This is a genomic window from Stenotrophomonas sp. MYb238 (assembly GCF_009496535.1).
In the GTDB taxonomy this organism is placed as follows: domain Bacteria; phylum Pseudomonadota; class Gammaproteobacteria; order Xanthomonadales; family Xanthomonadaceae; genus Stenotrophomonas.
The window spans coordinates 35,480-48,752 of sequence record NZ_WIDL01000005.1 but is presented as its reverse complement, the minus strand read 5'-3'; the positions used below and the strand labels follow the sequence as shown (position 1 = coordinate 48,752).

17 protein-coding genes are annotated in these 13,273 nt (G+C 70.6%); 9 read left to right on the top strand and 8 right to left on the bottom strand.

From position 1 onward, the window contains the following. The first annotated feature begins 36 nt into the window (after window positions 1–36). From wrbA to ybaK, 4 genes are all read left to right on the top strand, one after another. A complete protein-coding gene (wrbA, locus tag CQ393_RS04840) occupies window positions 37–630 on the top strand; it encodes an NAD(P)H:quinone oxidoreductase (RefSeq protein ID WP_153190499.1) in 594 nt (197 codons plus the stop codon). Further along, window positions 627–971 (top strand): DUF2069 domain-containing protein, encoded by a 345-nt coding sequence (locus CQ393_RS04835; protein WP_153190498.1) that lies wholly within the window; start codon window positions 627–629, stop codon window positions 969–971. Before wrbA ends, CQ393_RS04835 begins: the two co-directional genes overlap by 4 nt. Before the next feature lie 228 nt (window positions 972–1,199). Beyond that, window positions 1,200–1,685: an asparaginase domain-containing protein gene (locus tag CQ393_RS04830; RefSeq protein ID WP_153190616.1), complete on the top strand. Its 486-nt coding sequence runs from the start codon at window positions 1,200–1,202 to the stop codon at window positions 1,683–1,685. 1 nt (window position 1,686) lies between these two features. Beyond that, window positions 1,687–2,163, top strand: a complete 477-nt coding sequence (gene ybaK, locus CQ393_RS04825; RefSeq protein WP_153190497.1) for a Cys-tRNA(Pro) deacylase — start codon at window positions 1,687–1,689, stop codon at window positions 2,161–2,163. 240 nt (window positions 2,164–2,403) lie between these two features. On the opposite strand, the gene CQ393_RS04820 is transcribed toward ybaK, so the two are convergent. Then, a complete protein-coding gene (locus CQ393_RS04820) occupies window positions 2,404–3,501 on the bottom strand; it encodes a branched-chain amino acid aminotransferase (protein WP_343199564.1) in 1,098 nt (365 codons plus the stop codon). Window positions 3,502–3,567: 66 nt separating this feature from the next. Continuing rightward, window positions 3,568–4,119 carry a putative Fe-S cluster assembly protein SufT gene (gene sufT, locus CQ393_RS04815; RefSeq protein ID WP_153190496.1) on the bottom strand — a complete coding sequence of 184 codons (552 nt, stop codon included), beginning with the start codon at window positions 4,117–4,119 and terminating at the stop codon, window positions 3,568–3,570. A 106-nt stretch (window positions 4,120–4,225) separates the two neighbouring features. On the opposite strand from sufT, the gene CQ393_RS04810 reads away from it, so the two are divergent. Next, window positions 4,226–4,648: a hypothetical protein gene (locus CQ393_RS04810; RefSeq protein WP_153190495.1), complete on the top strand. Its 423-nt coding sequence runs from the start codon at window positions 4,226–4,228 to the stop codon at window positions 4,646–4,648. A 31-nt stretch (window positions 4,649–4,679) separates the two neighbouring features. Here the strand turns inward: CQ393_RS04810 and CQ393_RS04805 are convergent, their stop codons facing one another. Genes CQ393_RS04805 through CQ393_RS04795 form a run of 3 tightly spaced genes read right to left on the bottom strand, consistent with a single transcriptional unit; the run spans window position 4,680 to window position 6,912 of the window. After that, window positions 4,680–6,119, bottom strand: a complete 1,440-nt coding sequence (locus tag CQ393_RS04805) for an NAD(P)(+) transhydrogenase (Re/Si-specific) subunit beta (protein WP_153190494.1) — start codon at window positions 6,117–6,119, stop codon at window positions 4,680–4,682. Further along, window positions 6,116–6,613: a hypothetical protein gene (locus CQ393_RS04800; RefSeq protein WP_153190493.1), complete on the bottom strand. Its 498-nt coding sequence runs from the start codon at window positions 6,611–6,613 to the stop codon at window positions 6,116–6,118. The genes CQ393_RS04805 and CQ393_RS04800 overlap by 4 nt, the downstream gene beginning before the upstream one ends. Continuing rightward, a complete protein-coding gene (locus CQ393_RS04795) occupies window positions 6,610–6,912 on the bottom strand; it encodes an NAD(P) transhydrogenase subunit alpha (protein WP_228114285.1) in 303 nt (100 codons plus the stop codon). The genes CQ393_RS04800 and CQ393_RS04795 overlap by 4 nt, the downstream gene beginning before the upstream one ends. Window positions 6,913–7,068: 156 nt before the next feature. Here CQ393_RS04795 and CQ393_RS18170 point away from each other — a divergent pair, with 156 nt between their 5' ends. From CQ393_RS18170 to CQ393_RS04780, 3 genes are read left to right on the top strand one after another with little or no spacing between them, the layout of a single operon-like run. Beyond that, on the top strand, window positions 7,069–7,587 hold the full coding sequence (locus CQ393_RS18170; RefSeq protein WP_228114295.1) for an RNA polymerase sigma factor: 519 nt from the start codon (window positions 7,069–7,071) through the stop codon (window positions 7,585–7,587). Window positions 7,588–7,628: 41 nt separating this feature from the next. Then, a complete protein-coding gene (locus CQ393_RS04785; protein WP_153190615.1) occupies window positions 7,629–7,940 on the top strand; it encodes a hypothetical protein in 312 nt (103 codons plus the stop codon). A gap of 5 nt (window positions 7,941–7,945) precedes the next feature. After that, window positions 7,946–8,362, top strand: a complete 417-nt coding sequence (locus CQ393_RS04780) for a DUF3106 domain-containing protein (protein WP_153190490.1) — start codon at window positions 7,946–7,948, stop codon at window positions 8,360–8,362. 190 nt (window positions 8,363–8,552) lie between these two features. Here the strand turns inward: CQ393_RS04780 and CQ393_RS04775 are convergent, their stop codons facing one another. The 3 genes from CQ393_RS04775 to CQ393_RS04765 all read right to left on the bottom strand — a co-directional run bounded on the left by CQ393_RS04775 (window position 8,553) and on the right by CQ393_RS04765 (window position 12,388). Further along, entirely contained in the window at window positions 8,553–8,891 is a 339-nt protein-coding gene (locus CQ393_RS04775) for a GRAM domain-containing protein (protein ID WP_343199561.1), read from the bottom strand. 4 nt (window positions 8,892–8,895) lie between these two features. Next, window positions 8,896–9,999, bottom strand: coding sequence for an NAD(P) transhydrogenase subunit alpha (locus CQ393_RS04770; RefSeq protein ID WP_153190489.1), 1,104 nt, complete (start codon window positions 9,997–9,999; stop codon window positions 8,896–8,898). Between the two features lie 70 nt (window positions 10,000–10,069). Then, a complete protein-coding gene (locus tag CQ393_RS04765; RefSeq protein ID WP_153190488.1) occupies window positions 10,070–12,388 on the bottom strand; it encodes a DUF1631 domain-containing protein in 2,319 nt (772 codons plus the stop codon). 308 nt (window positions 12,389–12,696) lie between these two features. Between CQ393_RS04765 and CQ393_RS04760 the strand changes: the two genes are divergently transcribed. Continuing rightward, entirely contained in the window at window positions 12,697–13,272 is a 576-nt protein-coding gene (locus CQ393_RS04760) for a nitroreductase (RefSeq protein ID WP_153190487.1), read from the top strand. Window position 13,273 lies beyond the last annotated feature (1 nt).

Genomic DNA, 13,273 nt, shown 5'->3' with positions numbered 1-13,273 from the left:
ATACTGCCGCCTCCCGTGTGAGGTGTGGATGGCGAAATGGCGGAAATCCTGGTGCTGTACTACAGCCGTGGCGGCTCGGTGGCGCGGCTGGCGCGGCAGATCGCCCGCGGCATCGGCGAGGTGCCGGGCATGAGCGCGCGCCTGCGCACGGTGCCGCCGGTGGCCGCGGTCACCCAGACCAGCGCCCCGCCGGTGCCCGAGGACGGCGCCCCCTATGTCGAGATCGCCGACCTGGCCGAATGCGACGGCATCGTGCTCGGCAGCCCGACCCGCTTCGGCAACATGGCCGCGCCGGTCAAGCATTTCCTCGACGGCCTCGGCGCCGAATGGGTCAACGGCACCCTGTCCGGCAAGCCGGCGGCCGTGTTCACCTCCACCGCGTCGATGCATGGCGGGCAGGAATCGACCCTGCTGTCGATGCAGCTGCCGCTGCTGCACCACGGCTGCCTGATCGTCGGCATTCCCTTCACCGAGCCGGCGCTGAGCCACACCACCGGCGGCGGCACGCCCTATGGCGCCAGCCACGTGGCCGGCGCCCAGGACGACCCGCAGCCCAGCGACGACGAGGCCCACCTGGCGCGCGTGCTGGGCCGGCGCGTGGCCGACATCGCACGGAGGCTGGCGCGATGAACGCAACGCCGACACGACGCCCGACCCTGCTGCTGGCGCTGATCGCGCTGGCCGCGCTCTACACCTGGTGGTTCCTCGACGACAAGCACTGGCTGGCCACCCAGCTGGTGTTCACCGGGCCGCCGCTGCTGCTGGCCATCGCCCTGCGCCTGGGCTGGCGGCTGGCACCGTTCTGGTCGGGCGTATGCGCGCTGGGCTGGTTCAGCCATGGCGTGATGAGCGCCTGGAGCCATCCGGAAACCGCGCGCCTGGCCTGGGTGGAAATCCTGCTGTCGCTGCTGGTGATCGCCCTGGCCAGCCTGCCGGGCCTGCGCGCGCGCTTCGGCAGGCGCGGCAGGTAGGTCGCGGCTACGCCTCCGGTGCCTTGGTCGTCGGAAGCGCAGTCCCGACCTGCAGCGCCCTCGTAGGAGCGGCTTCAGCCGCGATGAGGCCTGCGCACCAGACTTCCCCGCAGGCGCGCACGGCTGGTTACCGGACAGGCGTGAAAGCCCCATCGCGGCTGAAGCCGCTCCTACGGGGCGTTCGGTGGGCCTTATCATTGTCGTCTCGCACCTGGATTCACCGCAATGATGGAAGACCTCCTGATCGTCACCACCGGTGGCACGATCGACAAGATCTATTTCGACGACAAGTCCGACTACCAGATCGGCGACCCGCAGATCGGCATGATCCTGCGCGAGCTGGGCGTGACCTTCCGCTTCAACGTGATCCCGATCCTGCGCAAGGACTCGCTGCACATCACCGACGAGGACCGCGAACTGATCCGCGCCACCATCGCCGCCCAGCCCACCCGCCACGTGCTGGTCACCCACGGCACCGACTCGATGGTCGCCACCGGCAAGGTGCTCAAGACCATCCCCGGCAAGACCATCGTGATGACCGGCGCGCTCAGCCCGGCGCGTTTCCGCGGCTCAGACGCCGAGTTCAACATCGGCTGCGCCATCGGTGCGGTGCAGTCGCTGCCCGAGGGCGTCTACATCGCCATGAACGGGCGCGTGTGGAATCCGGACAAGGTGCGCAAGAACGTCGAGGCCAACCGCTTCGAATCGGTCTGACATGGCCCGCGGCACCCGCGCCACCGCCGCGCTGGACAAGGCCGGGATCGCCCACGGCCTGCACGCCTACGACTATTCGGCCGAGGTGAACAGCAAGGGCCTGGCCGCGGCGCGGGCGCTGGGCATCGACCCGGCGCGGATGTTCAAGACGCTGATGGCGTGGGTGGACAAGCAGCCGGTGATCGCGGTGATCCCGTCCGACCGGCGGCTGTCGCCGAAGAAGCTTGCCGCCGCCTGCGCCGGCAAGCATGCGCAGATGATGGAAGTCGCCGAGGCCGAGCGCCGCAGCGGCTACAGGGTCGGCGGCATCAGCCCGTTCGCGCAGCAGCGCCCGGCCACGGTGCTGTTCGCCAGCGCGGCGCAGGAGCACGAACGCATCTGGATCAACGCCGGCCAGCGCGGCCTGCTGCTCGACATCGCCCCGGCCGACGCGCTGCGCGTCCTGCAGGCGCGGCTGGCCGACCTCTGCGAAGAATGATCCGCCCCCCGTAGGAGCGGCTTCAGCCGCGATGGGGCTTTCCCGACACAAGTCCGCAAGTACGCCCGACCATCGGCAATGCCATCGCGGCCGGGCGGAAGCTGCACGCTCCCGTCGATTCCTGCACCGACACACGAACTCCCGTCAATCGGGAAAGCCCCTTCGCGGCTGAAGCCGCTCCTACGGACGCGGAAAGCCCCGCGTGGGCGGGGCTTTTCGTGTGCAACGCATGGCGCCGACTCAGCCGTCCAGACGCACCAGCCAGCCGTGGCGGTCCGGCAGGCGGCCGTACTGGATGTCGGTCAGTTCCTTGCGCAGCGACATGGTGACCTCGCCGGCAGGAGCATCCAGATTGCCGACCGAGAAGCCTTCGCCCTTGAGCTGGCCGATCGGGGTGATGACCGCGGCGGTGCCGCAGGCGAACACCTCGGTGATCTCGCCCGAGGCCACGCCCTGCTTCCACTCGTCGATGGAGACCTTGCGCTCCTCCACGGTCATGCCGCGGTCGCGCGCCAGCTGCAGGATGGATTCGCGGGTGATGCCTTCCAGGATCGAGCCCGACAGCGCCGGGGTGACCAGCTTGTTTTCCTTGCCGTAGACCAGGAACACGTTCATGCCGCCCAGCTCTTCGATGTACTTGCCCTCGACGGGGTCGAGGAACAGCACCTGCGAGCAGCCCTGCGCCTGCGCCTGCTGCTGCGGCAGCAGCGAGGCGGCGTAGTTGCCGCCGCACTTGGCCGCACCGGTGCCGCCCTTGGCAGCGCGCGCGTAGTCGGTGGACAGCCAGATCGCCACCGGCGCCACGCCCTTGGCGAAGTACGGGCCGGCGGGGCTGGCGATCACGTAGTAGCTGGCCTTGTGCGCGCCGCGCACGCCGAGGAACGCCTCGTCGCCGATCATGAACGGACGGAAGTACAGGCTGGCCTCGTCGGCGTCGGACACCCAGTCCTTGTCCAGCGCGACCAGCTGCTTCAGCGACTCGACGAAGATCTCCACCGGCAGTTCCGGCAGCGCCAGGCGCGCGGCCGAGCGCTGCAGGCGGCGGCCGTTGGCGTCCGGGCGGAAGGTCCACACCGAACCGTCGGCATGGCGGTAGGCCTTGATGCCCTCGAAGATCTCCTGGCCGTAGTGCAGCACCGCCGCGGCCGGGTCCAGCGCGATCGGGCCATACGGCGTCACCGCCGCGTCATGCCAGCCGGTGTCCTTGTCCCAGCGCACGGCCACCATGTGGTCGGTGAAGTGCAGGCCGAAACCCGGCTTCTCCAGGATCTTGGCGCGCTCGGCGGCGCTGCGCGGGTGGTCCGAACGGGTGACGTGGAAGCTGAGGGACTGGGACACCGGATGTTTCCTTCCAGATTGCGGTTTCTGAAGCCGGACCGCCTGCGGGCCGGCGCGTTGCACACCTTACAGCATGCCCGTTTCGAGCCGTGCCGCCTCGGACATCATGTGCTTGCCCCATGGCGGGTCGAACACCAGCTCGACATCGGCCTCGGCCACGGTCGGGATCATCTCCAGCTTGCTGCGCACGTCGTCGACCAGGATCTCGCCCATGCCGCAGCCCGGCGCGGTCAGGGTCATGCGCACGTCCACCTCGCGCCGGCCATCGTCCAGGTGCTTGATGTCGACGTCGTAGATGAGCCCGAGATCGACGATGTTGAACGGGATCTCCGGGTCGAAGCAGGTGCGCAGCTGCTCCCAGACCAGCTTTTCCACGTCCTCGTCGCCGGCGTCCTCGGGCAGTTCCAGCCCCGGCGGCGGTTCCTTGCCGATGGCGTCGCCGTCCTTGCCGGCGATGCGGAACAGGTTGCCTTCGACGAACACGGTGTAGCTGCCGCCCAGCGCCTGGGTGATATAGCCGTAGCTGCCGGCCGGAAGGGTCACGCTGTCGCCCTGCGGCACCATCACGGCCGGGCAATCGCGTTCGAAATGGACGGGTTCGCTGCTGCGGGAGTACATGTGGATCGATATGGGGACGCGGACGCTACCCGCAAGGCGGCCATTTTAGCCGACTGGGCGTGCCGGCCGCTGAAGGCTATGCTGCGTGACCTTTCCGGGAATCCCCATGTCTCCTGCCCCACCGCCCGCCAGCCGCACCCAGCACTGGCTCTGGCCCCTGCTGTTGCTGCTGGGAAGCGTCACCCTGGCCATCGCCTGGCTGATGGTCGCCCTGGCTACCGGCTCGCAGGCCGGCTGGATGGCGGTCGCCGCCGCCGCGGAAGCGGCCTGGATGCTGCGCCTGGGCACGCTGCCGGGCGGCAAGGCCCGGATCGGAGTGGCGATGCTGGCGACCGTGCTGATCGCGCTGGCCGCCAACTGGGGCATCGCGGCGGCCTATATCGGCGGCCCGATGGGCCTGGCGCCCTGGGAATCGGCGTTGCGGCTCGGCCCACACCTGGCCTGGACCCTGATCGGCCTGGCCAACGGCACCGCCGAAATCCTCTGGCTGCTGGCCGGGCTGGCGGTCGCGTGGTGGCTGGCGCGGTAGCGCGCGGCGGACGGCAACGTCCGCCTTGCGCTCAATGCCCGCCGTCCAGCGCCTTCAGCTCGCTGACCAGCGCGCCCGCCGCCTCGGCGCCGTCGCCGTACAGCATGCGGGTGTTGTCGGCGTAGAACAGCGCGTTCTCGATGCCGGCGAAACCGGTGCCCTTGCCGCGCTTGATGACGATGGTGTTCTTCGAATCCACCACGTCCAGGATCGGCATGCCGTAGATCGGGCTGGACGGGTCGGTCTTGGCGACCGGGTTGACCACGTCGTTGGCGCCGATCACCAGCGATACGTCGGTGGTGGCGAACTCGGAGTTGATGTCGTCCATGTCGGCGATCAGGTCGTAGGGCACGCCGGCCTCGGCCAGCAGCACGTTCATGTGCCCGGGCATGCGCCCGGCGACCGGGTGGATGGCGAACTTCACCTTGACCCCGCGCTCGATCAACCGCTGCGCCAGCTCCCAGATCTTGTGCTGGGCCTGCGCCACCGCCATGCCATAGCCGGGTACGATCACCACCCGCTCGGCGAAGGCCATCATCGCCGCCACGTCGGCGGCCTCGATCGGTTTCTGGCTGCCGCTGATTTCCGCCGCGCCCTGCCCGCCGCCGCCGAAGTTGGAGAACAGCACGCCGCTGATCGGCCGGTTCATCGCCTTGGCCATCAGCCGCGTCAGCAGGATGCCGGCCGCGCCGACCATCATGCCGGCGATGATCAATGCCTCGTTGCCGAGCACGTAGCCCTCGAAGGCCACCGCCAGGCCGGTGAAGGCGTTGTACAGCGAGATCACCACCGGCATGTCGGCGCCGCCGATGGGCAGGGTCATCAGCACGCCCAGCGCCAGCGCCGCCACGAAGAAGACGATGATCGCCACCGGCTGCAGGCTCACCGCCGCCCATACGCCCAGCGCCACCATCGCCACGGCGACCAGCAGGTTGAACGCCTGCTGCCCGGGGAAGGTGACGCGCTTGTCCAGGCGACCGTCGAGCTTGGCCCAGGCGATGATCGAGCCGGACAGCGACACCGCGCCGATGGCCGAACCGATGATCGCCAGCGCCAGCACCGTGGCCGAGGGCTGCCGCGCCGCGAGCGCGGCGATGGCCTCCGCGCTCCAGTGGCTGGTATCGCGGCCGGCCACGTCGGCGAAGCGCAGCAGTTCCACCGCGCCGATGGCCGCGGCCGAACCGCCGCCCATGCCGTTGTACAGCGCCACCATCTGCGGCATGTCGGTGATGGCGACCTTCTTGGCCGACACCCAGGCCAGGCCGGTGCCGAGCACCAACGCCACCAGGATCAGCGCGATGTTGTGCAGCCCCGGCAGGAAGAACGTGGCCACGGTGGCGAGCAGCATGCCCACGCCCGCCCAGTGGATGCCGCTGCGCGCGGTCCTGGGCGAGGCCATGCGCTGCAGGCCCAGCAGGAACAGCGTGGCGGCCACCAGGTAACTCGCCTTCACCAGCAACGTCATGCTCATGCCGCCTTCTCCAGAACCATCATTTCCGTAACGGGAGCACGCCTGTCGCGGCGATGGTACTCGCGCATCTCGATCGCCGTCTTCAGCAGCCCGATCATGCCCATGCCGAAGGCCACCAGGCCCAGCGACAGCTGCGACAACGCCGCCGACTCCGCCAACGCGGCGCCCAGCAGACCGAGCACGATCGGCAGCAGCGCCTGCGCGGTCAGCAGCCAGAGCATCCAGCAACCCTTGCGCGGGTCTTCCCATACATCGCGCGAGACCTTGTTCTGGGTCCGGGTCGGGTCCTGCAGCGAGGACATGCCGATGCCGACGCCGGCATACAGCAGCGCGCTGTTGAACGCGTCGAGCAGGCCGTCCAGGCCCCTGAACAGCGGCAGCGCCGCGTAGGCGAGTGCGACCAGCAAGGCCGGGTACTGCAGATAGCTGAGCCGCTGGAAGACCTGCCGCGCCTCGAACCGCCGCGCGGGCGCCAGGGACGCCGGCACGGTCACTTGCCCCTTCCTTCCGGCTTGCGCGAGCTCTTGAACATCTCCAGCATGCGCTCGGTGACGACGTAGCCGCCGGCGGCGTTGCCCGCGCCCAGGGCGACGGCGACGAAGCCGATGGCCTTTTCCAGCGTGGTATCGGCATGGCCCAGCACCACCATCGCGCCGATCAGCACGATGCCGTGGATGAAGTTGGAACCGGACATCAGCGGCGTGTGCAGGATCACCGGCACCCGCGAGATGATCACGTGGCCGGCGATCGCCGCCAGCATGAAGATGTACAACGCCACGAACCCGTCGCTCATTGCTCTCTCTCCGGGGCTGGAACGCCCGCCCCGCATCATAACCACGCGATGAACGCCGGCGCGACCGTTGCCATGTCAACCAATCCGGTCGCCGGGCGTTATCACCGTCAGGACCGACCGGAACGCTACCCTGTGCTGGTGACCAGCCCGCCCCTGATGCCCGTTGCAGCCCCCGCCTCGCTGGAAGCTTTCCTGGCCGGCGTCGGGCCGCGCGCGTTCCGCTTCGCCGAGGCCGGCCTGCGCCAGCGCGAGGACGCGCTGGACGCCGTGCAGGACGCGATGGAGCGCATGCTCGGCTACCGCGACCAGGCGGCCGAGGAATGGACGCCGCTGTTCTGGAGCATCCTGCGCCGGCGCATCATCGACCTGCAGCGCCGGCGCGGCTTCCGCCTGAAGTTCTGGGCGCCGGCGCAGGACGAGGATGGCCCGATCGACTGGGCCGACGACAGCCCGGGGCCGGCACAGCAGCACGAGCAGCACGAGGACTACGCGCGGCTGGTGCAGGCGCTGCGGCAGTTGCCGGCGCGGCAGCGCGAGGCGTTCAGCCTGCGCGTGCTGCAGGAACTGGATGTGGCGACCACGGCCCGGATCATGGGCTGCTCGGAAGGCTCGGTGAAAACCCATCTGTCGCGCGCGCGCGACGCATTGCAGAAACAACTGGAGGCCACGCGGTGAACCGCCTGCCCACATCCCAGCACGACGACTTCGACCACTCGCTGCGGCAGCTGCAACGGCATGCCGAAGGCGCGGTTTCCCCGGCCACGCTGACGCGCCTGCGCCAGGCGCGCCAGCAGGCCACGGCCGCTGCCGAGGCCTCGCCGTGGCGGCGCCGCGGCTGGTGGCTGGCCACCGCCTGCTCGGCGGTGCTGGCCGTCACCGTGGCGGTGCAGTTCAACCGCACCGCGCCGGTACTGCCCGCCAGCGTGGCGGCCGATGCCGCCGACGAACTGTCCGACGATACCCTGCTGTTCGACGAAAGCCCGGAGCTGTACCTGTGGCTGGGTGCGGACACCGTGGCGATGGAGTGAGAACGATGAAGACCCGCCCGTACTTCCTGCTGCCGCTGCTGCTGGCCTGCGCCGTGCCGGCATTCGCCCAGCAGCCGCCCCTGCCCGAATGGGACCAGCTCACCCCGGCCCAGCGCGAAACCCTGATCGCGCCGATGCGCGACCGCTGGAACGCCTCGCCCGACCACCGCCAGCGCATGTACGACCACGCCCGCGGCTGGCAGCAGATGAGTCCCGAGCAGCGCATGCAGGCGCGGCGCGGCATGCACCGTTTCCAGAACATGTCGCCGCAGCAGCAGCGCGAGGCCCGCGCCCTGTTCTCGAAGATGCGCACCATGGACAAGGCCCAGCGCGAACAGCTGCGCGAGCAATGGCACCGCATGACGCCCGAGCAGCGCCAGCAGTGGATGGAAGCGAACCCGCCACCGCCGCGCGACAGGTAGCCGTCCGTCCCGTCGTCCCTTGACGGGCGGTTGCCGCACCGCCCATGGCGTGGAAGGTCCGACGCCGCGTCCGATTCCGCCACCTGACACAGGCGGCCGCACCACTGGCCGTGCCGGGATCACGCACCCATCGACAGCTCCGCACCTTTACGGCGGCGGCCGTTGCGGAAGCCGCGGCCGACAGGGACATTCAGCGCCCGGTAGCCGGCACCTGCGCTTCGATGGCCGCCAACCATTGCCGGCGGCCGAACAGGACGAATCGGTAGTCGCGCTCATCGGTCGCCACCGCCAGCGAGTTTGGGAGCAGCGGCAGCACGCCGAGAAGACGGGTCCAGCAGGGCCGCGCGCCACGTATCCGCGCCAACGGGATCTCCGTATCCCCGTCCTGTACGTTGAATCCGTGCGAGCGGAACAGCAGCCGCCGGTCGGTCAGGAACAAGCGGCCGCCGACCGCCTCAATGCCGCGCTGGAGATTGGCCGCGCCCTCGCGCAGCAGCGTCTCGCCGGCGGCCAGTTCGATCGCGGGCACCGGCTCAGACCGGGGGGATTTCGCCGGCGGCCGGGCGCTCGGGCCATACCGTCTTCGCCAGCAGTTCGTCGTTCCAGTCGAAGGCCAGCGCGCCTTCCTTCAGGAACAGTGAGACGAAGTTGAGCACGTTGCGCGCGTACATCTCGCTGGCGTGGACCGCGCCCATGCTGGCCAGGTCGAGCGGGCCGGCGACGGTCACGCCGCCCACGTCGAGGGTTTCGCCCGGCCGCGTGGCCTCGCAGTTGCCGCCGGTCTCGGCGGCCAGGTCGACGATGACGCTGCCCGGGCGCATGCCGGCGACCATCGCCGCGGTGACGATCTTCGGCGCCGGGCGGCCGGGCACGGCGGCGGTGCAGATCACCACGTCCACGCCCTTGAGGTGCTCGGCCAGGCGCCGCTGCTGCTCGGCGCGTTCGGCGTCGGTGAGCTGGCGCGCATAACCGCCTTCGCCGGCGGCGCTGACGCCCAGGTCCAGGAACTTGCCGCCGAGGGACTCGATCTGCTCGCGGGTTTCCGGGCGCACGTCGAAACCTTCCACCTGCGCGCCGAGCCGCCGGGCGGTGGCGACCGCCTGCAGGCCGGCCACGCCGGCGCCGACCACCAGCACCTTCGATGGGCGGATGGTGCCGGCGGCGGTGGTCAGCATGGGGAAGAAGCGCGGCGCCAGCTGCGCGGCGATCAGGGTGGCCTTGTAGCCGGCCATGCCGGCCTGCGAACTGAGCACGTCCATGGCCTGCGCGCGGGTGGTGCGCGGCAGCCGCTCCAGCGGGAAGGTCACCAGCTGCCGCGCCTGCAGCGCCGCGGCGCGCGCGGGTTCGGCCTGCGGCTGCAGGGTGCCGACCAGCACCGCGCCGGGCTTGAGCCGCGCGATCAGCTGCGGCGCCGGCGCCTGCACGCACAGCACCAGGTCGGCGCCCTCCAGCGCGTCGTCGATCTGCGCGCCGGCATCGCGGTAAGCCTGGTCGGTGAAACCGGCGGCGATACCGGCGCCGGCCTGCACATGCACCCCCGCGCCGGCCGCCAGCAGCTTCTTCACCGTTTCCGGCGTGGCCGACACGCGCCGCTCGCCTGCCGCGGCTTCCTTCAACACCCCTACCTCAACGGCCATGCCCGTCCCCGATGCGCAGTGGAATACCCGCCGGATCGTAGCAAAGCCGGACGCCGGCAACCCGGCGCCTTCAGTGCAGGGTCGTGGTCTGCGGGTCCAGGCGCTCGATCACGCCCTGCATGGCGGTGTCGAACGCGCCGTCGTCCACGTGCGGGCGCAGGCGGCCGAGCCGTTCCATCACCACCAGTTCCTCGGGCGAGGCCACGCAGAAACGGATGCCGCGGCGGTTGACGAACAGCAGGCGCGAGGAAATCGGGCTCACCCAGGACAGCTTGCCGGCCTGCACCTTGCCGTCCTTGTCGATGAAATCCAGCCAGGTGCCGATGTCCATGGCGCGGTAGCGCGCGGCATCGGCATGGTCGACGCTTTCCGGGCGTGCCTCGGCGCCCAGGTCCAGGGCGGCGGACTCCTGCGCGGGCGGCGTGGGCAGGCTCACCTGCGGCAGTTCCGGCAGCGCGCGCTCCAGTTCCGGGCGCGCCTCGGCGATGGCCTGCAGCGTGTCGTGCAGGGCGTCGACCGCGCCCACGCTGCCCTCGCCATGCAGGCCGACGCTGGCGAACACCTTGCGCAGGCCCGGCTGGACGGATTGCAGCCATGGCTTGCCGACGACATGCCGGCGCGCCTCGGCCACTTCCTCCAGCAGCACGTCGGCCAGCGCCAGCGCCTCGCCGACGGACTCGCCGTCGTCGCCCTCGCGCAGCAGGCTCATGGTCAGGTGGTGGTTCCAGGGCTGGCGCAGGAAGGCCTCGATCGCCGCCGGCAGCGGCGCGCCCTGCAGGCGCCGCTCCAGTTCGGCCAGGGCGCGGGCGCGCGCCAGTTCCAGCTTCTCCTGCCCGCGCTGGGTCTCGGTGGCGCGGCGCTCGGCGATCTCGATGCGGCGGCGGTGCTGGGCGAGGAAGTCGCGGAACTCCTCCTCCAGGGTCAGGAAGATCGCCAGGTTCTCGTTGAACTCGGCGATCAGCCGGTCGATGATCTCCTCGACCTTGCCCATCAGCGCGCGCTCGGCCTGGCTTTCGCCGGCGTTGCCCTCGCAGGCCTCGGCCAGCGAGTTGAGCAGGCGCCGCGCCGGGTGGGTCTTCTGCACGAACATGCGCCGGTCCAGCAGCGCGACCTTGACGAAAGGCACCACCAGGCGGCCGATCAGCTCGCGCGAGCGCCCCTCCAGCTCGCGCTCGTCCAGCATCACGTCGAACAGCATGCCGACCAGGTCGATGGCGTCCTCGTCCTGCGGGTCCAGCCGCGCCTGTCCCGGATCGACGCCGAGGCGGGTGGCGCCGGAAATCACTTCGTTCTTGAGCCGCTGCGCCAGCGATTCGCTCTGGTCGCCCACCGCCGCGCGCAGGGTCGCCGTCGGCGTGGCCTGCAGCAGCGAGAGCACGGACATCATTTCGTGCTGGCTCAGCGGCCGCTGCTGCCCGACCGCCACCTGGGCGGCGGCGGTGGCGTCCTCGCGCACATGGCGGGGCTGCGCGAGCAGCTCGTGCAGCGCCTCCAGGATCATGTTCTGGTTGCCCAGCGCCGGGTCGCCCTCGTAACCGCCATAGGCGCCGGCCTGCAGCTCGCTGCGGTGCCGGGCCCAGCGCTCGGTGAACCGGCGCGCCCAGGCCGGGGCGTTCTGCGGGTCGGAGAAGTCCTCCTCGCCGCCCTGCGGCATGCCCGGTTCGGCGGCGGCCTCGGCCATGGCCGGCGCACGTGCCGGGCGCGCCGGCGCGGCCGGGCGCTGCGGCTGCGAGATGCCGGGCATCACCCCGGCCTGCACCAGGCGCTCGTCCACGTCGCGGTAGATGCGCCCCACCTGGGCGGCGAATTCGCGTTCGCACAGCTTGATCAGCACCAGCCGCACCTCGGCGGCCAGGTCGCACGCACCGAAGGCCTCGTGCACCGCCACGCCGATGTGTTCCGGGCCGATCGGGTTGGTGTCCACGTCCAGCGCCTCGACGCCGCTGATCCACGCCAGGCGGCGGTCCAGCCGCGCCAGCACCGGTTTCCAGTCGCGCAGCACCACGCCGGCGAAGTTGCGCACCGCCAGCCGCGACTCCAGTTCGTGCTCGGACATCAGGCTCAGACCGCCCTCGCCCTGCGCGGCCTGGGCCAGCGTGGCCTCGGCCGACAACGGCGCGGCGGCCTCCAGCGCGGCCCAGGCCTGCTGCAGGTGCGCGGCGAAACGCGCGGCGATGTCCTCGCGGCGGCGGCGCAGTTCGCGCATGCCGTCGAGGAACACCAGCTGCGATGCGCCGGCGGTTTCGGCGCGGTCGAACAGGGCATCGTCGAACCCGGCCAGCACCTTGGCGAACGCGGCCGACAATGGCGGCAGCGCGGCCTCGCGCGACAGCGCCAGCAGGTCCGGATTGTGGCCGGGACGCGCGGCAGGATGCGGATTGGACATCATGCGCAATGGCTCCGCACCTTCGCAGGCGCTGCTCTTCTCGGACTCGTATGGAAGGAAGCGGACAGCCCCCCGGTTTCCGCCCACGCATGGTAGGAGGAGAAGCTGAACAGGGCCAGTGATGCAGTCCGCACTTTGTACCTCGCCGCCGGCAACCCGGCATCTCCCGCCATGCTAAGCGTCCGGCGTGGAATTGGCGAGAAAGGCGCCAGCCGGGGCCGCCGACGGAGCGCACAGAACCGTCGTCCCCGGCACGGGCCGGTCCTCCGGCGATGTCTATAATCCACGGCCACCTTCCGCGCACCCGCATCATGTCCGATTCCTGCTTCATGCAAGCGCTGGGCCAGCGCCGTTCGGTCCCGTCCCTGCAACTGGGCGAACCGGCCCCCGACGACGCCACCGTGCTGGCCATGCTGGCCGCCGCGGTGCGCGTGCCCGACCACGGCAAACTGGTGCCGTTCCGCTTCCTCCGGCTGCGCGGCGACGCCCGCCATGCGCTGGGCGAGTACCTGGCCCGGCGCAGCCGCGAGCGCGATCCCGACGCCTCGCCGGCGGTAATCGAGAAGGACCGCCAGCGCTTCTCCCACGCCCCGCTGATCCTGACGGTGATCGCGCGCCTGCAGGACAACCCCAAGGTGCCCGCGCAGGAACAGCTGCTGACCGCCGGCTGCGCGTGCTTCGCGCTGCTGCAGGCGGCGCAGGGCTTCGGCTTCGGCGCGCAGTGGCTGACCGCGTGGATGGCCTACGACGAAGGGGTCGCGCGCCACCTGGGACTGGCCGGCAACGAGCGCATCGTCGGCTTCATCCATGTCGGCTCGCCGAAGCTGCAGGTGCCCGAGCGCGAGCGTCCGGACCCCGCCGGCCTGCTGGAGGACTGGCAGCCGTGAC

Coding starts and splice junctions, on each gene's coding strand:
- CQ393_RS04765 (WP_153190488.1), bottom strand. CDS start 12,388: ATGATGTCCAATCCGCATCCTGCCGCGCGTCCCGGCCACAATCCGGAC.
- CQ393_RS04830 (WP_153190616.1), top strand. CDS start 1,200: ATGGAAGACCTCCTGATCGTCACCACCGGTGGCACGATCGACAAGATC.
- sufT (WP_153190496.1), bottom strand. CDS start 4,119: ATGTACTCCCGCAGCAGCGAACCCGTCCATTTCGAACGCGATTGCCCG.
- CQ393_RS04835 (WP_153190498.1), top strand. CDS start 627: ATGAACGCAACGCCGACACGACGCCCGACCCTGCTGCTGGCGCTGATC.
- CQ393_RS04810 (WP_153190495.1), top strand. CDS start 4,226: ATGTCTCCTGCCCCACCGCCCGCCAGCCGCACCCAGCACTGGCTCTGG.
- CQ393_RS04780 (WP_153190490.1), top strand. CDS start 7,946: ATGAAGACCCGCCCGTACTTCCTGCTGCCGCTGCTGCTGGCCTGCGCC.
- CQ393_RS04805 (WP_153190494.1), bottom strand. CDS start 6,119: ATGAGCATGACGTTGCTGGTGAAGGCGAGTTACCTGGTGGCCGCCACG.
- CQ393_RS04770 (WP_153190489.1), bottom strand. CDS start 9,999: ATGGCCGTTGAGGTAGGGGTGTTGAAGGAAGCCGCGGCAGGCGAGCGG.
- CQ393_RS04760 (WP_153190487.1), top strand. CDS start 12,697: ATGTCCGATTCCTGCTTCATGCAAGCGCTGGGCCAGCGCCGTTCGGTC.
- wrbA (WP_153190499.1), top strand. CDS start 37: ATGGCGGAAATCCTGGTGCTGTACTACAGCCGTGGCGGCTCGGTGGCG.
- ybaK (WP_153190497.1), top strand. CDS start 1,687: ATGGCCCGCGGCACCCGCGCCACCGCCGCGCTGGACAAGGCCGGGATC.
- CQ393_RS18170 (WP_228114295.1), top strand. CDS start 7,069: ATGCCCGTTGCAGCCCCCGCCTCGCTGGAAGCTTTCCTGGCCGGCGTC.
- CQ393_RS04795 (WP_228114285.1), bottom strand. CDS start 6,912: ATGAGCGACGGGTTCGTGGCGTTGTACATCTTCATGCTGGCGGCGATC.